8 protein-coding genes are annotated in these 26,595 nt (G+C 34.8%); 3 read left to right on the top strand and 5 right to left on the bottom strand.

The window, feature by feature from the left end; all coding sequences use genetic code 11:
• Positions 1 to 983: 983 nt before the first annotated feature.
• Positions 984 to 2,633, bottom strand: coding sequence for a glucose-6-phosphate isomerase (gene pgi / locus HBA_RS00185; protein WP_097032057.1), 1,650 nt, complete (start codon positions 2,631 to 2,633; stop codon positions 984 to 986).
• A 7,016-nt stretch (positions 2,634 to 9,649) separates the two neighbouring features.
• On the opposite strand from pgi, the gene HBA_RS00180 reads away from it, so the two are divergent.
• The gene (locus HBA_RS00180; protein ID WP_157774235.1) at positions 9,650 to 9,976 is read left to right on the top strand and encodes a hypothetical protein; all 327 of its coding nucleotides are present in this window, start codon (positions 9,650 to 9,652) and stop codon (positions 9,974 to 9,976) included.
• A gap of 2,660 nt (positions 9,977 to 12,636) precedes the next feature.
• On the opposite strand, the gene emrD is transcribed toward HBA_RS00180, so the two are convergent.
• Positions 12,637 to 13,812 (bottom strand): multidrug efflux MFS transporter EmrD, encoded by a 1,176-nt coding sequence (gene emrD, locus HBA_RS00175; RefSeq protein ID WP_097032055.1) that lies wholly within the window; start codon positions 13,810 to 13,812, stop codon positions 12,637 to 12,639.
• 382 nt (positions 13,813 to 14,194) lie between these two features.
• On the opposite strand from emrD, the gene fpr reads away from it, so the two are divergent.
• Both fpr and tpiA read left to right on the top strand, forming a co-directional pair.
• Positions 14,195 to 14,941, top strand: a complete 747-nt coding sequence (gene fpr / locus HBA_RS00170; RefSeq protein ID WP_097032054.1) for a ferredoxin--NADP(+) reductase — start codon at positions 14,195 to 14,197, stop codon at positions 14,939 to 14,941.
• A 597-nt stretch (positions 14,942 to 15,538) separates the two neighbouring features.
• Positions 15,539 to 16,300 carry a triose-phosphate isomerase gene (gene tpiA / locus HBA_RS00165; protein WP_097032053.1) on the top strand — a complete coding sequence of 254 codons (762 nt, stop codon included), beginning with the start codon at positions 15,539 to 15,541 and terminating at the stop codon, positions 16,298 to 16,300.
• Between the two features lie 1,091 nt (positions 16,301 to 17,391).
• Here tpiA and pfkA read toward each other — a convergent pair.
• The 3 genes from pfkA to dnaE form a co-directional block, all read right to left on the bottom strand.
• Positions 17,392 to 18,354 (bottom strand): 6-phosphofructokinase, encoded by a 963-nt coding sequence (gene pfkA / locus HBA_RS00160; protein ID WP_097032052.1) that lies wholly within the window; start codon positions 18,352 to 18,354, stop codon positions 17,392 to 17,394.
• A 3,541-nt stretch (positions 18,355 to 21,895) separates the two neighbouring features.
• Positions 21,896 to 22,831 (bottom strand): acetyl-CoA carboxylase carboxyl transferase subunit alpha, encoded by a 936-nt coding sequence (gene accA / locus HBA_RS00155; RefSeq protein ID WP_097032051.1) that lies wholly within the window; start codon positions 22,829 to 22,831, stop codon positions 21,896 to 21,898.
• Positions 22,832 to 22,842: 11 nt separating this feature from the next.
• Complete coding sequence (gene dnaE / locus HBA_RS00150) at positions 22,843 to 26,325, bottom strand: DNA polymerase III subunit alpha (RefSeq protein WP_097032050.1); 3,483 nt, start codon at positions 26,323 to 26,325, stop codon at positions 22,843 to 22,845.
• Between the last annotated feature and the right edge of the window lie 270 nt (positions 26,326 to 26,595).

Below are 26,595 nucleotides of genomic sequence, written 5' to 3'. Positions count from 1 at the left end.
ATATAAGAATATTTATGACTATATATTTATAATAATAGTTTTATTATAAATAATTTAATATAATAATATTACTTAAACTTATTTCTAAGTAGAATTGCCTATTGATCCTGGTAACAATGATATTTTTATCAAGCACGAAGTCTCAGCTGAGAAATTAAATTTTAAAAAAGTTATGTATTTACTACATTAAAAAATATAATGGATATTATAGTTGCAGCTGACTACTTTCATTTAGATTTTAATCGATGTATATTTTGTTTTAAACAACTATAATATCAAAATTAATAAGAAGATTGGTTTCTAATTTAGTTGATTAATGTGATTATCTGGATAATCATAGTAAATTAATAACACGGTTGTTTTGGATAATTTTATGGGTTTATCATATTGAATAATTTAGTTATTTTAAATAAGTTATTGTTGCGATTTTTACAAACTATTTTAAGTTTTGCGTATGTGCTAATATAAATAAACACAAACCTCCTACGTACGTTATGTTTAATGTAAAAGTCCTTAAGTATTTTACGTAAATATATGATATAAATTATTTGTGTTTAATTATATTAAACTATTCTTAATAGAAGTAGAATATATAAACAGTAACACAAAATATTTTCATACTTAAGTTAAATATTTATATATTTATGATAATACAATATAAGTATGATTACCTTTCACAAGAAAGGTATAGAAATATTTTATATTATTAAATAATATGCTAAATTTATTCATGAATTAAGACAAGGCTAAAGATTTACATCTTTAAATGAAATGTATAAACATGGTAACAATTGCAGCACCTAGATTATTTATAATTTATTATATTTATGTATTGCCGCTAAAATTAGCGAAAGATTTAGTATCTTTAATGATTACTTTAATAGTATTATTAAATAATTTCCTTGTTATTGCTTCACTTATTAAAAGTCTTAACTAAGAAGTTAAGCGGCCAGAAACTGGCCGAACTCTTAAAAGAAAAATTATCAGCAACGCCAAAGTTTGTAGCAATTGATTAATCCATTGGTAGAACTATCATGGGTATGAATTAAATTATTTTGCGTTAATTCCGGCAAAATACGATTAGCTAGTTGTTTACCTAATTCAACACCCCACTGATCGAAAGTATATATATTCAGAATAGCCCCTTGAGTAAAAATCTTGTGCTCGTACATTGCAATCAGAGCTCCAAGTATAAAAGGATTAATTTCGCGCAACAAAATAGAGTTGGTTGGTCGGTTGCCCTCAAACACTTTAAAAGGTGCTACATGTTTCATCTGATCTGACGATTTATTATTCGCTTTAAATTCTTGCTCTATTACTTCTCGTGATTTGCCAAAAGCTAGAGCCTCAGTCTGTGCAAAAAAATTAGATAACAACTTAGCGTGATGATCTGCAAGATGATTATGACTGATGGCGGGAGCGATAAAATCACAAGGAACGATTTTTGTCCCTTGGTGAATTAGCTGATAAAAAGCATGTTGTCCGTTGGTACCTGGTTCACCCCAAATAATAGGCCCGGTTTGGTAGCTAACAGGATGACCTTCACGATCTACATATTTCCCATTGGACTCCATATTTCCCTGTTGTAAATAGGCCGGGAATCGATGCATATATTGATCGTACGGTAAAACCGCTTCGGTTTCCATGCCATAAAAATTGTTATACCAAATGCCTATGAGTGCTAATAGCACTGGTAAATTTTTTTTCAAAGGCGTTTTAGCAAAGTGATGATCCATGGCATGTGCACCACTGAGCAATTTTTCAAAATTATTGAAACCGATCGACAAGGCAATAGATAAACCGATAGCAGACCACAGCGAATATCGGCCACCAACCCAGTCCCAAAATTGAAACATGTTTTTGGTATCAATGCCAAATTTTGCTACTGCTTTTGCGTTGGTTGACATCGCCGCAAAATGTCTGGCTATATGTTTTTTATATCCAGCAGTTTTTAAAAACCAATCGCGAGCGCTGTGGGCATTGGTCATAGTTTCTTGGGTGGTAAAGGTTTTGGACGCTACTAAGAATAAAGTAGTCTCTGGATCAACATTTTTTATTGTTTCTGCAAGATGAGTACCGTCAACGTTGGACACATAATGCATGTTAAGATGATTTTTATAAGGCCTTAGCGCTTCGGTTACCATATATGGACCAAGATCAGAACCACCAATACCGATATTAACAATATCAGTGATAGTGCGGCCGGTATAACCTTTCCATGAGCCGGTGATCACCCAGTCGCAAAATTGTTTCATTTTGGCTAGCACCGCATTAACATCCGGCATCACATCTTTGCCGTCCACGTTAATGGGTGTATTACTACGATTGCGCAGCGCCACATGCAGCACGGCTCGATTCTCGGTACGATTAATTTTTTCGCCATTGAACATGTCTGCAATAGCCTCCTTTAGGCCACACTCGTCTGCCAGCGCTAATAATCGTGTCAAGGTTTCTACAGAGATACGATTTTTAGAGTAATCCACTAGCATTTTTTCGTCAAATGTTGCAGAAAATGTAGAAAAACGTTCTGGTTCCTGCTCGAACAAATCGCGTATCTGTACGTTTTTTATTGAATTAAAATGTTTTTGCAGATCTTTCCAAGCTGCTGTATGATTAGGATTAATATTTTTCATAACAGTACTCTTATAACTAATTAAATGATTTTATATTTTCTATTGAGTTATTTAACTCAACGTAGAATGTACCTTTTCTTTAAAAACAGTTTGCTCCGTGCGCAAATTAGCATAATCTGCGTAAAATACCTGTGGTTAGTTTAACTGACTTATGTGGTTTTACTGTTACACATTATTGTGTAAAGATAATTGGACATATTTCTATAAAACAACAAGATGTCATGTAGGTATAATTGCTATTATCCGTTTTTGTTAATAAAATAACCAACGTATCTAATGCATAACTCCATAAGAGACACATCCGCTCAGAGAGGTGTTGTTGAGTTCAGTTTTCCTGTAATGATCTTCAGGAATAGCAACGTCAAGACGAGATCTAGGCAACATTGTTATGTTGCTTTTGATTACATATAGACAGAATAATCTGAAGGTGTTAACTAACAATTGTTCTCTCAAGTAGAACATCACGGATGGTTGATTTTTTGCAGACCTAGCCAATTTATACCCTTGTGCTGCTTTGTGTTCTGTACTTGACTAGGTGCCCCTAGTCTTAATTACTAATATCATCCATGGTATCTAACACAAGAAATTTTAAGGTATGTCAAACTAATTTCTGTCACTTACTACTGATTAGTAGGCTAATACAGACATACTTACTGTTTGCGGGGCGCAAACATAGTTAATACTACAGTTTCCCTTAATATTAGTAAATATCTAAGCACAATTGGTATTAATTGATAATTACTTGTTGCAAGCATGCAAGGGTATGAAAAGTACTCTTCGTCTGCCAAAATGTTTTCAATACCATCTTATTTACTGAAGATGGAATAAGAATTGCTGCTTAGTGCTGTGTAGCATCTCACCAAGCAATTAGTAAAAATCTTATAAGATATATTGTTCGCATTAGCTTACACTGCCACTGTAGTAGGACAATAAAACTATCTATTAAAATTATGGTGTTATGCTTATCTTTTAGTTTTTTACATGTACTCAAATTAACACATCAGTAATTACTGATGTGAGGATCTACATTAGCTAAGTTAATAATTTACTAACATTACACGAATGTAGATGTTGATAAAGCTATGGGAGCTAGTTCTTATATCATAAGTAATAAAGTGCAAATTTGTTTATCGCACATAAGAATAAAATCTTATAGAGCGTGTCCTATATAAGCTGAACAAATTGCATTTAGGGTTAGAAAAAATAAAAATACAATCTTGTAAGGAATATTTGTATACTTTTAATGTCGTATTTATTAATACTATTTTGTTAATCAAAAATTATGTTAATACTTAATATTATTCTGATATTAATTGGTTAATGTTTATCGTATTAGATACTGTCAATGGTACTATCTTGGTATTACCAAGATACTCTGTGCGTGTTATTAAACGCAATTTAATTACAAAAAGAGACGTCTGAAAAACTAATGTCGATGCTTATAGTTTAATACGCATCACTTTTATCGTAACCTCATACCCACAATATTAGTATGATCTGTATTTTGGGTTAGGTTTTTGATAAAAGGTTAACGATAACAGATGCTGACCACAGCATAAAATATTAAAATTAGCTAGTTGATTAAATTAATAATATGAGTTGTTAACAAATAATAATAACACAGATCAACGAGCTTCAGTGCGGAAATTTACTAATATCTGTATAGCAAAAAATAAGTTTATTTAATGGTATTGCTGGATTTTTATCATATAATTCACGGTGTCTATTAGCTTGGTAGCTACATTGTAGACTTTCTAATGTGATGCTTTACAAGAAAAACCAAAAGAAGAGTAACTCTACACCAGCCATAAATTCCAGATAGACCAGTTGTAGCGTTTTATGAGATTAAAGCGAAAGCATAAGCCATAGTTAAAAGTAGCTACTTATAATAACTGCCTTATGAAACAGCTCTTAAAAAACCTAAAGATAGAAATGGTGCTAAGATAGGTTTTAATAAACACATAGCCCACCAGAGGATAAATCTGTTATAATACGTATACAACAGCATATTACTTGCCATCAGTCGACTACTAGTAAAATGAAGTTTTAACGCCTAACATCAAATACCGTTATATAAATTAAAAAAATTATCAGGTAGAGTGGCTATTACTAATTTAGTTGACGACTGAATTGTGTTTATCATTATTAGAATTTAATTGACTAGATTAAATGCTGATGTTAGTGTTTACAACAAACATTAAGATTTTCGTTTACTCACTATCAAAACAAGGTAAAGTCAAAGGTAGAATTATGATTCTAGCACTAATAGCTTTTAAAAAAATATTATTTTACTTATCGTTACTTCATCATTTTTATAAACCATACATACTACATTGTATCATTCAAATAATTTTCGGTACATATCATTTTGATATTTTTTAGGGTAAAGTTTTCACCAGATTATGGCAATAACTGATGCTTTTAGTGCTTTCTGTCTGGCGTTAATATCTCTTACAATTTTTACTAGCTAGGCGGCACTACACTTCTTAGTACTAATAATACTATTAGAAGTTTATATGAACTTAGCTGCGTTAATGAGATTTTGACATCTTTGATTTTGGTACCGGAACCATAAGTAATCATCTCTTCTTGCATTTATGGTGACACACTGTGTATCGCCGATAATAGATGATATACTACACAAGTTTGACAACGGCGATATTATTTTAGGTTATAAATAAACGTGCGCTCGTAAAAGTGAATATATCGCAAAGATTATCATCAGTATATTTTGTTAGAATGGCTATTCTAACTGTTAGTGAAATAATTTTCAATGATCACATTATTCTTGACACTATATTAAATAGTATTATTAATATTACAGACCTAAACATTATATTTAGTCTGCCACTTTAATTGGTCTCTGCTTGCTTGTTATACAGGTAACTAACACAGTAATTGCTTTATTGCCATTGAATGTTTGATAAATTGCAAATGAAGAGTATACTTCTTTACTGATTGCCTACCGATATATTTGTTAAGTATTAAAGCGTTGCTTTATTAATTAACTTAGTAAATCAATTTAGTTATTTATAGCAGAACAGGTTATTATTAATAACCGGATATTCAAGTTGAATTTTATTATTCGGAACATGTTATTTAGTATTTAATTTAATATCAAAATATTTCTTTTATTTTAAATAAAAGAAATATCTGTTATTATATATTCATGTTAAATGAATATTTGGTAAGTTTTGTATTAAATTATAATTAAGGTTTATTTAAGTAGATAGTTTTCATCTCCGATCCTATTTTCATGCTTACCAGTTAGTTGCTTAACTATCACAACCAGTTTTAGTTTATAAGCTATTTAGTTACTGCGGCAATAATAATAAATTGCACACACTTAAGATTTGGCATCTACGCTTTAAAGTTATGGCTATGATAAAATAATTAGGATAGATCAAACTGCTAACTAGCATTAGCTTTATCAGCTATTGTATGGTCACCTGACCATATTAGATTTTATCTTCAATGTTTAAGCATAGCTTATGATTTTCTTTTTTTGAATCATATCAACCTACCTAATTTAATAGTTGCTAACAATTTATGAGTTAGTTAATGTTTTTATTGCGCATTATTAATGTAATATAAGAAGTACTATAAATTAGTGAAAGCTAATCGAATAGTTATATATCTCTCGATACTAACTCTGATAACGAGATGATTTATATACTTAATATTTACTAAACTTTTGATGTTTTTTAAAACATATCAAGAATATTTATTCTCCAAATAAAGGTAAAACTTACTTGGCCCAGAACCGCAATTAATGACAGGTAACATTATGGGTCTGTCTGTTCTAGAAGAGCAGACAGATTATTACTAGGTTCTAATGATTAGACATTTACCGGTAATATTATTTTTAGTTCTCGGCGTTTTTAGTTAGTTATTAGCTAACTACCCGGTAAGCGAGGCGTTTATTTTAATCGGCATAATTCACTAGAGTAGTATCTCCTAATAATTTAATCAATGCATGTTCCATACCGCAAGTATATTAAATGACTATTTTTGCATAAACAACAAGCTAAGATTATTAAAATTAGTTAAAGCAGCAGCATAGATCGTAGGTTTTTAGTAAATGTTACTTTTCTTTACTATTTTATTCTTTGTTGAATTTACATGTATAGTTACTCAAGAGTGCTTTTATTTACGGGTTTATGCATATTTTGCAGCTTTAGTGGCATTTATATTAACTATGAATTAGTTAGTACCAACCATATTCTATTATTAGTAATATTAGTATTTTTATTTTCCGGTATAAGAGATATGTTTAATTATCACGATCTAAACTACTTGTGTTTGCCTTGTGAATATTATTCACATTTATGTTGTTAAAAATAAAATCAAGCGTGGTTGTGCTCTGTCTTTATAAGTATCTTCCTACTGTTTTATTGCAAGCTATTTGAATGTATTTCAAGGGAAAACAAACTCAAACACTGAGTCTTATGATTAACAGCATAACTTTAATAATTAATTGTTAGAGATACTCTTGCTTAGAAGCCAATCGATAAATTTGATCACTTTCATTTAAGTTTGTTGTTAGATAAAGTACTTTCTTGCCTGATGATATGCGATTGCTTTTTACTGCGGCCGCTTTTATACAATGTTGCGGTATTGCACTGCTTTGTATTTTTATTAGTTGTATAGCCATATTGCGTTTTTTAACTGCATCTTAAGATATAAAACGTTAGTATAGCACTAAAATTCATGTAGATAGCTATTACATTGTTTTCGATATTGTGACATGAATATTGGTGTCAGTTATTTATTAAGTATTAAGTAAGTGTATGATGGGTGTATTAATTGCATTTTTAGTATAACTGTTTATCTGGCTTTTTCTTTTACCACTATATATTTTCTCATGAATTTCATAGAAAATATTATTTTACCTACTCGGTGATGCTTTATCGTTCTGAACAAGTTCGCTAAAGATGAAAGCAAAAGTATGAAGCCGTATTTTAGAAAATATATTACCTAATTGTTTTCAGCCTTTAGTTTCTGTAACTTTACGTTTTATAAAATCGATCATGTTAAGGTTGATGTGATTCTTTTTTATTCTTTATCTTCTATAATAAGCACTTATACTATCTTATGAGAGAGTATATCTATTAAAGTAACCTGAATATATTCATATTATTGTTTCTTCTTCACTTATTATGCAGATGAGCGTTATAACTATGGTGTGTGACAAAAAAAACGTGAATATCATTGTACATCTAGTAATTTTCTTGACGATACGGTAGGATATCAGTCTGTAATATTCTTATTCAAGATTATTGAAGTAGTTCACTAATGTTGAACATCTTATCTTACTGTTTATGGAATAATAGCTCTTATTTCATGAAACTTTTATACCAACACAGCTTATTATTGCTATCATACTTTATAAATTACAGCAGGCTATAATAGTGCATATTTCTCTACCGTGACATTGTTCTTCGGTTTTATCAGGTTCTAAACTTGGAAGTTATATTTGTTATTTTATAATTTGAATTATCTGATAAAGAACCATAGCACACTATTTAGTATTACAGTTGATAGTTGACATAGTAAGTTTTCTTTTTTCTGATTGTGTAATAACACCACAATAAAGAGTCAACCATGTAGTTTCCTCCTATTCATCTAAAATTAAGTACTGTAAAGATTAGCGCTGAACTTATGAAAATTTATATTGACTATTTCACTAGATTATAAGAAACAGATACAGAACTATCGTTAAATAAGTCTGTATTTTCTTTATAGATATCGGAGATCACGTTGTCACCTCGACCTTTCTTGCTTTATAATTACTGTATTTCGGTGGGCAGTATAATATATTTAATTTGATAGTTGCTTTTGTTCTCGTATTTTAATTGTTGCTTATATATTGTTGTATATTGTATACACAGTCCTGCTAACTAATAACTTATTTAAAGTATATAAGTATATCTTATGATACAAGAAATGATGTGCTGACACCGCTGTGCGACGACGTTAGCATTTTAGGTTTTTATTACTTAATAAAACTTAATTCTTATGATGCGCTGAGCATCAGATTAATCGGCAGGTAACACCATTAATGTTAGTTGCTACGATAAGCAACAAAAATATAGTACAACAATGCGATTGGATATCGCACTCTAGTTTTATCGATTCATGATAACTTTTGCATTAATTTAATAGCAAAATGCCGTAACTTTTCTTATCTGAGAATTTATTCTTAATTATAATATAGCCTTCTGCATAAACCTGTATGCAGGTTATTTAAATTTTAATATTAAGCTTGAGAGCTTGTTACCAAGCTTAGTTAAGATAAAGTTTTTCATTTAGTATATAATGGCCGTCCAGTTGAGATTCATATCTCTTACCGTATCTTTATAAGTGTAAAGATTAGTCTAGTACCTTTTAATTTTTTTTTGAGTTTCAATACAGCAATTAATGTCTTGATCATTAGGTGGTTGTTGATAGTATGACACTATAATATAAATATTTTGATTTAAAAACTACAGCAAATTACTACTGGCTTTTGCTATAATGCTATTATAACGCGCAAGGATCTGGAGTTGGCGAAGTTATTTAGGGTATCGAAAAAACTATTTCTGACTAAATTTTGCAATTTAACGACTGCGGCTTACTCTTGTGCGTTATCTATTACGGTGTTGCTGCGTTTATTATCGTATTGGCGGATAATAAGCTCTATTGCTCTTTCGTGAATTAAGGCAATTTTTGCGACAAGGGCTACTGCATTAATGATGTTTGACAGTGTGAGATTCATTTGCTAATCGATGGCCTTGACGCAAGCACATTACTATATTACTGGTGTAATTCGGAATACTTGTGTAAAGCGGATATTATTGCCTTGATTCATATTGCGATTTGGGAATTATCTAAAATTTAGCGAGACGCTAGTAATGCAAAGAAACTATATAATTTGTGGTAACTCTTTTAGTGCAACACATAATACGACTAAACGTAAAAATAGAGGCTTATTCTTTGGTACGTTTAAAACGAGAATTGTATTATCAGCGGCCGTATTGATTACTGTTTTTGACGTTTTATATTTTATCGCGCATAACAGATCTAATGAGGAAGTAATTGTACTAACCAGTAATAATAACGTTGCTAACGAATTACCACCTAAACCGGAAGAACGTTGGTGTTATATCAAGGAGTTAAAAAATCTTCATATTAAGGTTCAAGGCACGATTGCACCAACGGTAGAAAGAGGGGTATACTTGCCAGTATCGCTAACTAATGAACAGCTAGTGTTGCTAGAACAACTGCAGTCAGATATGCGATATGATCTAACGGATTTTAATAAATTACCTTATAACGATCAAAGTAAAGTGATCGCGCAGTGAGATCAGTAAAAACTTGCCCCTCCTTCTTACGTCGCGCAATATTTATTAATCGACCTATGCAAGTTTTATGCCAAATACAGACGGCCATGGTTATCTCTCATCGAGCTGATGAGGTGAGCCAAATGTTGCCGATGGCACGTTAGAGTTCAAGTAAAGGCACTTATTCAACCGGTGTAGAAGCGCGTTGAACCAAGTGCTACCACCAATAAACTCCAAAAGGAGCAACTTTATTATTAATTGGTCAAGTGCGGTTCGTTTCAATCGATGTACCAGGCAGAGTCAGTACATGCTCAGCTGGCTTTTGCTGGCATAGAAAGTCGCATTACTACCTGCAGCATTTAGAAAAGTGTTTTGCTGGGTCCTTATTCTAGTCTTGCCGGGGCAGATGAGATGTTACAGATCGTGCACTACGCTGGAGTATCCGATTGCATCTTTGTGATAGGTATAGGTTGAAAAATTTAGCCCTACATAAAAATATGTAAATTATATCTATTGCGATTAATAAATAATCCTTTTTGTTTTTATAGAGTGATGATTTTATCAAAAAAGTTTTGTATAAGAATAATAGTAAGCGTACATCGCAATAGGCATATCATTATTAGTTATTATGAATCAGTTATGATAAATAGGGTTTATTCAAGTTATGTCTTTATGAATATATCTTGCAAATATATAGTTATATATCCAAAGATTGTTAATTATACTGTCTTTTGAATATTTATAAGTCTTATTAGTAGTGACCTATGTGAATTTTTTTATTTTATTAAAATTAGTTATTTTAAAATAAATAGTAATTTGATTACCGACGAAGGAGGTAACTGACTAAAATCAAAATTTAGTGATTTTAGAAAGTACTCAGCATTACGTTGATAAAATAGAATAAAATAGTTTGTTTTTGGGTAAAATTTGCATCTACACGAATTTTTACAAGCAATTACATAATACAAGAATAAACGTAAGGACCTTAAAGATGCTTAACAATATTTTACAGGCAAACTTATGTTATATTTTATAGATTATACAATCTATTATTGTATGTAGGCCAGTACAGCAGCTAATTTTGTTGTAGTTATCTCGTTGAGTAACTGCTTCTTGCCTTATGTAACGGGAAGAAGTGTTTGACCATGAATTAATGTTAAACATTTTGTTTATTGATACCATCTGCAAAAATATAGTGATATTTTGTTTCTTTTATTGTGTTATAAACATTTTGTTTATTAAAGTCAAGGCGTTGCATTCACAGCAGTCGAGTTATCTAGAAAATAAAATCAATTAGACTATTTATTATTTTATCGATGTATTAATCAATAATGATACTATATATAATATATGCAATAAAAGCGTTATTGCGCTAAATAATTAATAAAACAAGTAGTAAATATCTTTATCACATAATTGAGAATTATAAAAGTGACGAGAAGAAAGCCGTGAGTTTTCAGTGCTCTCTAATATTGTATCAAAATTGCGAGCCGATTAGTTAGATAATAAAGAGATTAGAGTCAATCGCCTAGCAGCGTCTATTTTTAAATAAATTATGTCTTTTCTCTTTGCTTAAAATAAGACTCAGCAGTTGCAATTAATGTTTAAATTTTAGTTAATGAGAAATAGGCAGCGCGCAAGATTAAAACTTTGAATCATTTATAACATTGTTGAAGCAATTATAACTAGTTCACTCAGAATAGTTAAAAAGCGATCGGGAGAGTGAAGTATTACGGAGTCGTATTTGCAAAATTTACAAAAATGGCAAACGATCTAGGTTAGAGTTTTCTGTGTGATCGTATAGCGAGATCTGCTCTTTCTAGGAAAGAATGCATAATTTTACCAAACACAGGATGTTAAAAAAAGAATTTTATTCTACTTATCGCTTTTGGTTTGTTATAGGGCTACGAACCGTTAGATCTCATCACTAATTTTTAAGAGCATTTGCTTATTTGTGTCGACATTAACGCACTGATTACCCTGAGCGTTTTGAACATTTTTCACAAAAAATTTACGTATGGCTTACTATTTAATATCTTGCAATTATAGGGATAAAATTGTGAACATAACTTCCCTCCTACGAGGGCTTTATCATAAGCCTCATTAAACATCCTAGCTGTTAAAACGAGATTAATCCGAACATATTAATACTTATTAATTCGCATATTTTGATGAAGCGTTTAATAGATAGTATTACCTATCACATTATTGTAATGTTAGTAGTAGGGTAAAACCATCTTTGTTGATTCAGGCTATTTTGTAGCATGTTTTATAAAATGTAAGCATGGAAGATACAGCGATATTAAAGGCAAAAATGCCTAGATATATCATGAACCTTTTACTGTGTTGTTTGCCTTTTGCTGTACCGCAGGTATTTAATATAACTGTTTCATGCTAGAAAACGATCTTGCTAATTATTACATTCATAATATGAATGGTAGCAATGGCCGTTGTCAGATTAGGCGTAAGAACGGTTCGTCGCGTTGTTAATGTTGAAAACGCAATACATGTTGTATCGTGCATGTTTTATTCTAATTAACCGTATTGTTAGTCTAATGTCGTCTTTTCATAAGATTTTGCCTCAATTCTCTGGTGATGATTTTAGTAAGAAATATACTGTGTTGTAGTCATTCGTCTTTTTAATTCTGGTTAAGCGAAGCCGTTTTGCGGTCTCAAATAATTTACGAAACTTGGCGTGCAATGGTGTGCGACAGCGCTAACCAGCACAGCAGAATCAGTATACTCATGGAGAAGGTTATCATTCCTAAATTGAACTGATCTTGTTGCGGCAGCATAGAGGATAAGACAGCAACGACACCTGAGCCAATATTTTGCAGGCCACCGACTAATGCGCCAGCGGTGCCAGCTAGGTAGGGATAAGGCTCCATCGCACCAGTAGTAGCGAGCGGAAACAGCATGCCGGCACCAAAAAAGAATAGGCCAGCAGGCAATAGAAGTGTCCAGGGGGACATAATGCCAAGCCAGGCAGGCACCCACATCATAATTCCTGCTAGCAGGCAACTTAGTACCGCGAGCCACATGAGAGCGCTGAACGTTCTGCTAGCTCTCCCTGCATACCAGGCGCCAAAAAATGTGCCAGGTAAGGGTAGAATAAATAATAAACTAACCTGTTGACCAGTCAGTCCCATATTTCCCAATATCACTCCGCTTGCGGCTTCGAAAGCAACAATTCCCGCAAGCCCGCCAATTAACATTAGCAGATAATAATTAAATACCTTTTGACTGAGCAGAGGCCAAAACGTAAGCTTTCGGTCTATATCTATTTGTAGAATTGGCCGAGTTTCTGGTAAATAAATCCAGACTAACATACTAACGCTGCAGCTTAGCAGTAGCAAAAATGCGAAGCATGCTCGCCAACTCAACCAGTCTACAAGCACATTGCCTATCAACGGAGCAAGTAGAGGACTAATTAAAATGCCCATATTGAGCAAGCCGTTAGCACGTCGCAGAGAAAATCCATCGCATATGTCGCGCGGCAGGGTACGCGCCATCACCCCGCCGACGCCAGTTCCGATACCCTGAATACCGCAAGCTAATATCATTAGCGATAGAGATTGACTAATCATTGCCAACAGTGTTCCTAGGCAAAAGATAGCCATACCGCTTAAAATAACTGGTCGCCGTCCTATTCGATCAGAGAGCGGACCATATATGAGCTGTGAGCCACCGTAGAGTAGAATATAAGCTGCCATTAGCCGCTGTATAGCCTCCTTGGGAACCATTAAATCATGGGCTATAAGGGGAATACCCGGTATGTAAATAGTTTGAGCCATTTGCCCAACGGCCACTAGAATAATTAATAGCATTAGCACGTCTAATGCCTGGGGGTTAGTCATAGATATTATTAATATAGCTAATTAATTCTGTGTGTTGCGTATCAATAGTGATATATTTAAAATAATGATTGGTTCTCAAGCATTCATACAATACACAGGACTATAAGTCCAGTAAAAATCACGGTGTTAAGATGTTAAATACTGTAATTTTTAGTGAAAGCTGGGGGCTAGATGCACCTCTTAATTTATATTCATAATGTAACAAAATAGATACATTAAAGAAATTAGCAGGCAATGGCAAGTCTACAGATTATTTTCTTAATTAAAGTTGCACGTCTGCTGCCATAGCAGCTTTAAGCATAATTTTTAGTCGTTTTGATCATGACAGATAATTGCATATAGCTCGGGAACATCCGGAAAGATTAAAGAGGAATTCAATATTATGGCTCAATGGATAACGGGTAAAGTAGTGCAGGTGAAATATTGGACTAATAGTCTTTTTAGTTTGATTGTGCATGCCCCAATAGATATCTTTACTGCTGGACAATTCGCCAAGTTAGGGTTAGAAATTAACGGCGAAAAAATTCAGCGCGCCTATTCCTACGTTAATGCGCCTAGAAATTATAATCTAGAATTTTATCTTGTTAATGTTCCGGAAGGAAAACTCAGCCCGCTGCTCCATGCGCTGCAGCCAGATGACAACCTAATGATAACAAAAGAAGCATCAGGATTTTTCGTGTTAGATGAAATTCCAATCTGTGAGCATTTATGGATGCTAGCTACTGGCACCGCTCTAGGTCCCTATTTATCAATCCTCGAACAAGGAGAAGGTCTCGAACGCTTTAAGCAGATTATTCTGGTACATGCAGCGCGTTTTTCCTATGATCTTAGCTATCTGCCACAGATGTTGAAGTTGCAGCAGCGTTATAATGGTAAACTACGCATTCAAACAGTGGTAAGTCGCGAGTCAGCTCTCGGATCGCTAACCGGTAGAGTTCCCGATCTAATCGCTGATGGCTCGTTGGAGGCGTCAGTAGATCTGCGTTTAAGCGCCGAGAACAGTCACGTTATGCTGTGTGGAAACCCCCAAATGGTGCGCGATACGCAGCAGATGCTCAAAAATATCCGCGGCATGCGCAAACATTTTAAGCGCAAGCCAGGCCATATAACCATCGAGCATTACTGGTAACTCTATGAGCTCAGTTATATTTTCATAAAACAAGATTTGGTTATACTTTACTGTAACGGTAGGCTTACAAGCGGCTATATATGATTTGTGCAATACGAGCATTATTGCTGTATGTGAGAAATAAACGTCATCTGTGCCTTTAGTAAGGATAAACAAAAAATTGTACGTTACCAGGAATCGAAGAATTATGGCGAGAAGATCAAAGCACCGTATTATAACTACTTTCTCGATAAAAAGTAGGCACCAAAAATCGTTTACGAGATCTCTATTATCTATATGACGGTTACTGATGTTCGATTTTAAGCAAAAGAGAATAAGTTTAGAATAAAATATGGTGTAGGTGTTCAATCTGTTAACTTACAAACATAACTCATGTTTTTTACGGCAATAAAAGTGCGGATTATATTTTATTAAACAATTGTAATAAAACCTATTTTCTCTAGTATAACTCGTTAAACTGTTAATAACACTTAGCTCTAAGTGATGCATGATAATTCGTAAAACAAAACAACCTTAGTGTGTTGTAATAAGGTAAGGCAAAATTTGATTTATGGCGGTTATTTTTATATTTTGTATTTCTTGAATGGAGAAATAATAATGCGACATCCGTTAGTCATAGGTAATTGGAAGCTTAATGGCAGCAAACATATGGTCAACGACTTCATCGTTGCGCTTCGCAATAAACTTAGCAGCGTTGTCGGTTGTGACGTGGTTATAGCCCCACCTGTTGCTTATCTCGATATGGCGAAACGCCATTTAGATGGTAGTTGTATCGCTTTGGGGGCACAGAACGTTGATACCCATTTTTCTGGGGCCTTTACCGGCGAAGTTTCTGCTGAAATGCTTAAAGATATCGGCGTGAAATACATTATCATCGGTCATTCCGACCGTCGAACCTTGCACAAAGAAAGTGATGATATTATCGCTGAAAAATTTTTTGTGTCAAAAACAGTAGGTCTGGTTCCGGTATTGTGTATCGGTGAGAGCAAAACGGAAAAAGAAGTTGGACAAACCGAAGATGTATGTGTTCATCAGATTGATGCAATATTGAATCGTATGGGCGCTAAGGCGTTCGAAAATACCGTTATAGCTTACGAGCCTATTTGGGCTATCGGAACTGGTAAATCCGCCACGCCAGCTGAAGCACAAGCGGTGCATAAATTTATTCGCGGTTATATTGCTAAACATGATGAGTCAATTGCTGAACAGGTGATTATTCAGTATGGTGGTTCAGTCAATACCATTAATGCTGCTGAACTATTCACTCAACCTGATATTGATGGTTTTCTAGTAGGCAGCGCATCGTTGATAGTTGATTCTTTCGTAATGATCGTTAAAATAGCATCATCATCAAAGTAGTACTGATGTTTACTTCCCGTAGATAGGTGGCAATTTTCTTAAAATAATTGGTATAACATATGTTTTTATCGCTAATTAAGCTGCTTAAAATTGCCACTACTGGATCCGTATCTCTTTACTACAGTTATGTTTAGTTACTACAAAGATAATGATAGTCTTGCTCTGAATTGCAAGCTGACTATCAATGTTATTAAGTTACATTAAATCTATATTAATCAAATTTACTAGATTTAATGATTGCAAATTAATTCTTGCCTTTTAATACATTAATCATTGATAGTGCTTATCATTTAAAGAATAAGAACATCTCTTTGTTGCCGTGCCCACTAGAGTTTGCGGGTGTATCGTATAGTCTGTAATCTAGATTATCGCATTATTTAATAAAATATTAACAAATACCTGCAGTTTGACTCGAACTTAATTGTAGATTATATAGATTATATTTCCAGGTTGCTAATATAGTTTTAGCGTCTGCTGGTAATGAACATTTTAGGCGGTATAATTAATACCCAGCTTAACCACGCTAGTTATTTATAAATTTTTCAGATCGTCGTTACTAATAGGAAAATAGTGGTCTGATAACTATCAGAATACTTTAATAAAAGTATAAAGAAGTTTTCTTAATTCGTTTATGTTTAATAATAATACTAACATGCGACTCTAATGTTACCTTTTACCATATTCCCGCTTGTATTCTGTTGATAACGGAAATCGTTTTTGACCGGCATTTATTTTATACCAACGTACTATTATATGATTAATCGTTTTCACTACAAGTATTAACTAAATTTTTATAAAATGTTGGTAAATTTACAATTAAGATTACAAAATATTTATATGTGGCGATACTTGCGGTCAAGAATATAAATAATTGTCCTAAATTACATTTAGGACATCTTTTTTATAATTTTTTTAGAATTCAAAATGTTTTGTATAAAGTGTTAAAATATATAGTCTCTAAAGTATAAGCAATAACTTATATGGCTACATATATACATAATATAATGTAAATTTACATCATATGAAAGTAAGCAGCTGAATAGCTGAACCATCGCCCTTTTAGTATCGAGGGTTATCTACCACTACTTAAATTAAAAAAGTTTTTTTGCCATTTCTAGGATATCTCTACGGAATGGTCTTTTCATATTTTCAATAGCGTCGACGATATCGTGATGTACTAACCGTTCATTTTGCACTCCAATGCAGCGGCCACCATAGCACTGCAATAGCAACTCAATAGAATATGCCCCCATGCGCGAGGCTAAAATACGATCATACGCAACTGGGCTGCCCCCCCTCTGAATATGGCCTAATACTGTGGCACGAGTTTCTCTTCCAGTTTCTTGTTCGATATATTGAGCTAGCTCAGCCACATTACAGATATGTTCAGTGATTGCTACAATAGCATGCTTTTTACCTTTAGCAATACCTGCCTTGATTTCGTATACCAAGTCTACCGGTTGAAATTCTATTTCAGGTAGAACGATGAACTCGCAGCCACCAGCGATGGCAGCTGCCATGGTCAGATCACCGCAATGACGCCCCATAACTTCCACGATAGAGATACGTTGATGTGACGTAGAGGTATCTCTTAAGCGGTCAATAGCCTCAACAATAGTTTCCAGTGCGGTAAAGTAACCAATGGTGTAATCTGTGCCCGCTACGTCATTATCAATCGTTCCAGGCAAACCAATGCAAGGGAAACCCATTTCGGTCAAGCGTTTGGCGCCCATATATGAGCCATCTCCACCTATTACTACTAGTGCATCTAGACCATTTTTATTCATATTTTCAACAGATATAGCACGAGTTTTTTCTTCTCGAAATGCAGGAAAACGTGCAGAACCGAGAAAGGTACCACCACGGTTAATCATATCCGAAACGCTGTAGCGGTCTAGTTTTATTATTTTTTCCTGGAAAAGGCCCAGGTAGCCATCATAAATCCCGTAAACATCTAGACCTTCAGCAAGTCCTGCTCGCACGACTCCTCGGATAGCCGCATTCATGCCTGGTGAATCACCGCCGCTTGTCAGTACACCAATTTTTTTAATCATAACCACCTCTAAACTTAAAATATTGCTTGTAGAGTACAATACTTTTGTTTATTAACGTTTTTCCACGAGCAATACATGCTGAAGTTTTTTTTAAAAGTATAATAAAATACCAAAATCGGATTGGTTTATGTAAAAATCTTTTACTCTCTATTTAGAAAATAAATACTAATTTTACGGTGTAAATCATACTGAAATGTATGAATTCTCTTTTGTTTAATGCGCTATAGCAGGTATCATACCGATATGTAAAGAATTTTGTTGTCAAGTATTTATTCGTAATCATTGGATTATTGCTTATCTCCTTTTTAGTGATTCCGCTATTGTGTGGCACTGTTAGATTGTTTACCTATTTGTCATATCTATCTTTATTTAAACTGTAATTAAACTAGATACTGTTTAATTTCATTTATCTTTTTATATAAGTTATATTAAATTGTATGCGCACAGTACATTAATAAGTTAGTATTAATTAATACGTAATAAATTACGCTATGATTTTAGAAACATATATTATCTATTAATTATAAGTTATTTTAGATGTCGTTCTGTATGTTTACATATTATATATATTTTACACTTAAAAAGATAAAGACTAGATTTATGGTAATTGTTATTCAATTTTAGGTATACTTATTTGCTGGTCATAGACATAGCAAATTATTTTCTTTATTTTGAAAATTTTTCGTTTGAAAGTAATGATATTTAATCAAGATATAAATTTTTCTACGTGAGTTTATTTATATATTAGCCATTTGTTTATCAATAGATTACTTATTATCGACTATATAAATTTATAGATACGGTTTGTTATTTAGTTGCTATCTTGATGTTTATAGTTAAAAATTTTAACTATTAAATAGTTCGTGCTTAATGCACGAATATTTCCGAGTATCAGCGATTTTGCTACATGCGATATTTTTTACTTCGATTGCTATCAAGATTAGTTTTAATAATCTATTTTATGTATTAGTATATGCGTTCTATAACGCGCATTTTTAGTGTTTACTTGCAACTGAAATATCATTCATGTTTAGTAATATGGTACATAAAACTATAGCAATGTGGCATGCGTGCCATAAGTCTATAATAAGAAATGTTTCTTATAACCTCTGACTGCGTTGCGTTTTGCATAATTTACGTAAGTTCCACATCTCAACATTGCAAGCGGCATACTGTATGTTGAGATGTGGTAAGCTTTTGATAAATAATAATACACACTAGATAAATTTATCTTGCTTGGGGTCTTTGGATAACAATAAAACTTTCGCAAGTATTTTACGAAAATATATGAGTAGATTACATCTACGTTCATCTCTTGGTAAGAGTAATTTCGTAAGTTTTTTTTATTATCCCTTCCCGCATAGTAATCCATGCTTTAACTCGTGCAATGGTCACGCTTGTTTTATCCTGAGTCATCCACAGTAGCGCTAATTTTAGTCTCAAATGTCTAGACGCAAACTAAAATTTGTTGTCTATTAGGTTGCAAAATTGTAGTTCTTTGAATAGTTATTATCTTTGACAACCCTTAAAGCTCTATTGAGCTAAAATTAACACATTGAAATAATGTATTCAAACGTACGATAGTTGATAAATTATCATGCCACCGGCTAGTACCGCAAAATAAATATAGTTTTGAATTGAATCATTAATTTTAGTTATATACCAGAAGTATTGATTTCTTGACAGCAAATAAAATCAATGAAAAGCTACTATTTATCTGGATAGGCGATAGCTCACTACCAGCGGAGGGCGTGTAATATTTAATAGTTAAAGTTGTTTATGTCAGGTTATTAGTGTTACTTCTATTTTAATAAAATAGCTTGTTTAATATAAAATCGGTAGTTATGAAGTATATGTTTTTAACACTGTATAAAATTTGGTAGGATTTTGACGTTACTTTGCTGAGTGAGCGTTTATTGTCATTAGTTTTTATTTCTGGATGTGGATAAGGATGCGTTGATGAGATCTAAGATACGACAGTTAAAGCTTGCGAAGCTGAAGATGTAGTGCGTTTTATAATCTTTATTAGGGATCACAGATACTGCGTGTGTTAAATTCTTTTCAGAATGCTAAAAGCAGTATGCACTCTTTTGTTTCCTGAAAATTTTCTCTACGTGGTGAGCAGATGTCCCTAAGGACAAGCTTTATAGACTAGTAAAACGAAAGAACTACTATAGCGGCATGTGGTATGTAATATTAGGTTAAGAAGTAATACATAGGAAAATACTACCGATTGCTTATGCAGTTTTAATAGTTGTATAAGTTTGTGCAATGATTTTATATTTCAAGAGATGTTATAGGAACGTTGTTTTTGTTCATGCCGCACACTATACTAGGCAAGATATAAAAAGAGATGTTCGTATATAACCTTTACGCGAAGGTTAAGTTAATCTGCGGCAGTGCTATCATCTGATATGTAATTCCTCCTTAATATAATAAGATGTTGTAGGTAGAGTTAGTAGAGTACTTGCATGTATTACTCTTCGTTGGCTGTTGGGGTATTATCAGAGTAATCCTTTTTATGGATGTTATCGCCACTAAACTGTAGATGCATTATACGTTTTTAAAATATGTAAAATGTGTCACATGTTTAGTATCAAGTCACATTAGAACTGCACTGATTTTATCAGTGGTAGTTTTGCTCCTGAAAACACCGTAATGTGTATAAGTTATCTAATATAACCATAATTTTGTTGGAGGTAGTAGTTTGGGGTGCCATTGATGAAAATATAATTCTACCTCATGTCGAAATTATGCGAGGATGTGGATGTGTTCACCAGTAATCTTAGTTCAATCACCATAGTTGTTGGTCACATGTTTTTAACGTTTTTCTTTCCTTAGAAAATATAAAGCAAGTTACTAATCTAGTTCTTTTGGTAGGCGGATCTCTTTCACTATAATAGTACATCGTGTGCAAAAGATATATGTTATTCTTAACATATAAGAATGGAATAATGCTTTGTAGTTAATGAGTACATGGTAGTGTTATAATAGGTAGCGTATATAAATACTCTAATTAATATTATGTGTGGTGTTGAAATTAGATTCACATCACAGAGCGTTTGTCGTATTTTATTAGTTCCGATGTTACCTATTTGCATGAGTGTTAATAAAATCATATCACAGAAGATATGATTTTATCTTTCATCTGCAATTGCCATGCAGATGTTTAGATTATGCTGTTTTTAATTTAAAGCATCATTTTTAATACGTGAGTTTTGTTCAAATAAAATAAATAAATCTAGACATTTGTTTGAATAGGTGATGCGTTAGACCTGCTCCGTACGTTTACATATTTATGTAGTGTGATAACTATATACAATAGCAATATATTGCAACTGATATTTATTTAATAGATTTTATCGTTCATTATTTTCTTGCTTGTTACTTACTAATGTTAAATATAATCGAAATGTTTACGATCTATCGCCACCTAAAGCACATAGTTAGACTCAAAAAAAACTAAATGCTCGCATGTCTGGTGACATATCACCAATTTGATTCTAGTACCACAAAATTGCTGACGTTAAGCGATGTTAATTTAGCAATAGCCATAATTCATTAACCGGTGATAACGGCGGTTTAGTAACTCTTCTGTATTGAGATCGTCAAGCTCGGCTAAATCTTTCATAATTTGCGTTTTAAGCGCAGCAGCAATTGTCTGTATGTCGCGATGTGCACCTCCTAGCGGCTCTGGTACTATACTGTCGATAAGCTTTAGTTCTTTTAGACGTGAGGCGATAATGCTCATGGCCTCAGCGGCGATAGGTGCTTTATCCACACTTTTCCATAAAATAGAGGCACATCCTTCTGGGGATATTACCGAATAGGTGCTGTATTCAAGCATGTTGACCTTGTCGCCGACGCCAATTGCTAGTGCGCCGCCGGAGCCACCCTCGCCTATCACAGTGCAAATGACCGGAATTCTTAAGCCAGACATTTCGCGCAGGTTTTTCGCGATAGCTTCGGATTGGCCGCGTTCTTCAGCGCCGACACCCGGGTAGGCGCCAGGCGTGTCAATGAAAGTAAGCAATGGCATATTAAACCGATCTGCCATATTCATCAGCCGAAGTGCTTTGCGATAACCTTCCGGTGCCGGCATCCCAAAGTTGCGACGAATTTTTTCTTTAATTTCTCGACCTTTCTGGTGGCCGATGATCATGACAGGTCTAGATTCTAAACGTGCTATGCCGCCTATAATTGCCTTATCGTCGGCATAAGCTCGATCGCCGGCTAATTCGTCAAAATTGGTAAAGATATATCGCACATAATCTAACGTATAGGGACGCATCGGATGCCTTGCTAACTGAGCGATTTGCCAAGCCCCTAAATCGGAGAAAATTTCCCGTGTTAGTTGCATGCTTTTTTCACGAAGTCGTTGTACTTCTTCATCGTGACGATTAACTGTAATTAGTGAGTCAATTTTCGCTTCCAGTTCTGCTATCGGTTGCTCAAAATCAAGAAAATTTAGACTCATATTATTCCTAATTAATTAAATTCTAGTTCCACTTGTTCATTACCTACAAGTGTGCGCAAATCGTTCATTAAACGATCTGTCGGTCTGACTCGTAAAGATGTCCCAAACTGCAAACGCTCTCGCGCATCTTGTCGTTTATAATAAAGATGCACTGGAACCCTACCTAATCTATGCGATTTTAACGATAAACAGAGGCGCTTTAGAAACTGGTTATCAATTTGCCTTTCGGTTAGCGAGATAGCAAGCCCGCTTGCATATTTTTCACGTGCTGTGTTAATATCCATTAATTTTTTTCCGATCATTATTAATATACCGTTGAAATTATCAAAACTAATTTGTCCCTGAGCGATAAGAATACGGTTTTTTTCGAGTAAATTCTGGTATTTTTTGAGCTCATCCGTGAACAAGATCACATCTAGTCGGCCGGAATGATCGTCTAGTGTACATACACCAATTTTATTACCTTTTTTAGTGATCATTACTCGAGCTGACAGCACTATCCCCGCCGCGATAACCATCGTGCCACGTTTAGTCGGATGCATATCCTTTAGGCGCACTCCGCCCACATAGTGTTCAATCTCACGCAGATATTGGTTAATAGGATGCCCTGTCAAATAAAGGCCTAGTGTTGCACGTTCTCTTTCCAATACCACCTTATCTGGCCAAGGTTCGATAGTACTGTATGTAGCTTTTGCTGTTTCCGGCTTCTTCGTTAACATACCAAACATATCGCTTTGACCAATTGCTTCTGCTTTGGCATGTTGATCGGCTGCTTTAAGCGCGTCATCGAGAGCATTCATCAGCGCTGCACGGTGTAGTCCTAGGCAATCGCAAGCACCAGACATAATTAGCTTTTCCAGCGCGCGGCGTTTGAGTTTTTTGATATCAGTGCGTGCACATAAATCAAACAGTCCACGAAAATGACCATCCTGATTACGTGCTTTGATAATTTCTTTAATAGGTCCTTCTCCTACGCCTTTGATGGCGCCGATGCCGTAAACTATCTCACCCTCTTCATTAACGTAAAAACGATACTTTCCATTATTAATATCTGGCGGTAGTACTTTTAAGCCCATGCGCAGACATTCGTCAACCAACAATACGACCTTTTCGAGGTTATCTATATCGGCAGTCATTACTGCTGCCATGAACTCAGCGGGATAATGGGCTTTTAACCATAGTGTTTGATATGATACTAACGCATAGGCGGCAGAGTGAGATTTATTAAAACCATAGCCAGCAAATTTCTCTACTAAATCAAATATTTTCATCGATAGTTCGGCATCAATGCCGATACTTTCCGCGCCTGCCTTAAATATTTTGCGTTGTTTGGCCATTTCTTCTGGTTTTTTTTTTCCCATTGCGCGACGTAGCATATCAGCGCCGCCTAAAGTATAGCCAGCCAGTATTTGAGCTATTTGCATAACTTGTTCTTGGTAAAGGATAATTCCGTAAGTTGATTCTAGAACAGGTTGTAGCGAGGAATGTTGCCACTTAATATCGGGATAAGAGATAGCTTCACGGCCGTGTTTGCGGTCTATAAAGTTATCGACCATACCTGATTGCAGCGGTCCGGGCCGGAATAGTGCTACTAAGGCAATCATATCTTCGAAACAATCTGGTTGCAAACGTTTAATTAGATCTTTCATGCCGCGTGATTCCAATTGGAATACCGAGGTGGTTTCGTAGCGTTGCAGTAGATTGAAGCTTTTCTTATCCTCTAGCGAAATAGCGGATATATCGATGGGGTCTAAATTTTGACTAGCGCGTCGGGCGTTAACCATTTCTAACGTCCAATTGATGATAGTCAGTGTGCGCAGACCGAGGAAGTCAAACTTTACTAAACCAGCATACTCCACATCGTTCTTATCAAACTGGGTAACCGGATGGTTGCCTTCTGGATCACAATAAATAGGCGCAAAATCTGTAATTTTAGTCGGGGCGATTACCACACCGCCAGCGTGTTTTCCTGCGTTGCGCGTGACCCCTTCCAGCTTGCGGGCCATATCAATCAGTGTTTTTACCTCTTTGTTATTATCATAGATAGCCTGCAATCTCGGTTCTACGATTAAAGCTTTTTCTAGTATCATGCCGGGATCAGACGGCACTAATTTGGAAATTTTATCTACAAAGCCGTAAGAATGGCCCTGTACTCTGCCAACATCACGGATGACTGCTTTAGCTGTCATGGTGCCAAAGGTTATAATTTGCGAAACCGCTTCACGGCCGTAGGTCTCGGCTACATGGTCAATCACCAGATCTCGTTTTTCCATGCAGAAGTCGATGTCCAAGTCTGGCATAGATACTCGTTCTGGATTTAGAAAACGTTCAAATAGTAGATCAAACGCGAGTGGGTCAAGGTCGGTGATTTTTAGCGCATAAGCTACTAGCGAACTAGCGCCGGAGCCACGTCCAGGACCGACCGGTATACCGTTGTCTTTAGACCACTGGATAAATTCCATTACTATTAGGAAGTAACCCGGGAACCCCATCTGGTTTATAACCTGGAGCTCAATATTCAGACGTTCGTCGTAGGTTAAGCGATTATTGTTCCGTATATCTACATCGGGAAACAGCACAGATAGTCGTTCTTCTAAGCCTGCGTGTGCGCATTTGACTAGATAATCCTCAGTAGACATTTCGCCGGTCGGGAAATGTGGTAGAAAATATTCCCCGAGGCGGATAGGCATATTGCAGCGCCGAGCGATTTCTACGCTATTAGCTAGAGCTTCCGGCAGGTCAACGAACAATTCGCACATTTCCTTCTCGCTGCGCATATATTGCTGCTGACTATAATTGCGTGGTCGTTTGGTGTCATCTAGGGTAAAGCCATCATGAATTGCTACTCGGATCTCGTGGGCATCGAAATCATCTGAGCTGATAAATCGCACATCGTTAGTTGCCACCACCGGCAAACCCCTGCACGTTGCCAGCTCCACTGCGGCGTGTAAGTAATTTTCTTCGTCTGTTCGACCAGTGCGGATAAGTTCTAGATAATAGCGATCCGGGAAATAGCGTTCGTAGAACGATACGCAATGTTTAGCCTGGTGTATATTTCCTCGAGTTAAATATTTGCCAACATCTCCTTTACGTGCTCCGGATAGCAGAATTAATCCCTCGTTATGTTGAATTAGCCAGTCGCGATCGATTACTGGCCCGACGTTGCTGTACCCCCTTTTGTAGGCATCTGAAATTAGCAGGGTTAGATTTTGGTATCCTGCATTATTAGTAGCTAGAATAGTCAATTCTGTTATTTCATCGCCTAGCATTTTGCTTTGCATAAAAAAATCTGCACCGATGATAGGCTTAATGCCATTGCTATGAGCACTGCAATAAAATTTAATTAGTCCGCATAAATTAGTAAAATCTGTAATAGCTAGTGCTGGCATATGTAGTGCCGCGGCTTTTTTTACTAACAGACTGACTTTTGCTAGGCCGTCGATCATAGAGTAGTCGCTGTGTACTCGTAGGTGAATAAAACGTGGTTCGCCCATAAAAATGTTACCTAATGTAAGGTTTTTGTACGACGATCGCGTCGTGCGATAATAACAGGTTAATGTTGATTGAAGTTGTTGCCAAACCAAATTTTTTTTTGATAATGTACAGTGGCGTCATGAAACGCTATTTTTTAGATTAAAGGCGGTAATATACTTTTATGTTTAACGGAACCATATTATGGTAAATGTAGGTGAAGAGCGATGATATTTTGGTCCCTTATGACGTTGATATAAAATAGAGGAGCTGTTACTTTTAGTAACTTAGCT

It is taken from the genome of Sodalis endosymbiont of Henestaris halophilus, assembly GCF_900161835.1.
Lineage (GTDB): Bacteria > Pseudomonadota > Gammaproteobacteria > Enterobacterales > Enterobacteriaceae.
This window is presented reverse-complemented; position numbering and strand designations above follow the sequence as displayed.

What these genes read in the sequence shown, in the direction of transcription:
- pgi (WP_097032057.1), bottom strand. Translation starts at nt 2,633, where the DNA reads ATGAAAAATATTAATCCTAATCATACAGCAGCTTGGAAAGATCTGCAA.
- emrD (WP_097032055.1), bottom strand. Translation starts at nt 13,812, where the DNA reads ATGACTAACCCCCAGGCATTAGACGTGCTAATGCTATTAATTATTCTA.
- fpr (WP_097032054.1), top strand. Translation starts at nt 14,195, where the DNA reads ATGGCTCAATGGATAACGGGTAAAGTAGTGCAGGTGAAATATTGGACT.
- tpiA (WP_097032053.1), top strand. Translation starts at nt 15,539, where the DNA reads ATGCGACATCCGTTAGTCATAGGTAATTGGAAGCTTAATGGCAGCAAA.
- pfkA (WP_097032052.1), bottom strand. Translation starts at nt 18,354, where the DNA reads ATGATTAAAAAAATTGGTGTACTGACAAGCGGCGGTGATTCACCAGGC.
- accA (WP_097032051.1), bottom strand. Translation starts at nt 22,831, where the DNA reads ATGAGTCTAAATTTTCTTGATTTTGAGCAACCGATAGCAGAACTGGAA.
- dnaE (WP_097032050.1), bottom strand. Translation starts at nt 26,325, where the DNA reads ATGGGCGAACCACGTTTTATTCACCTACGAGTACACAGCGACTACTCT.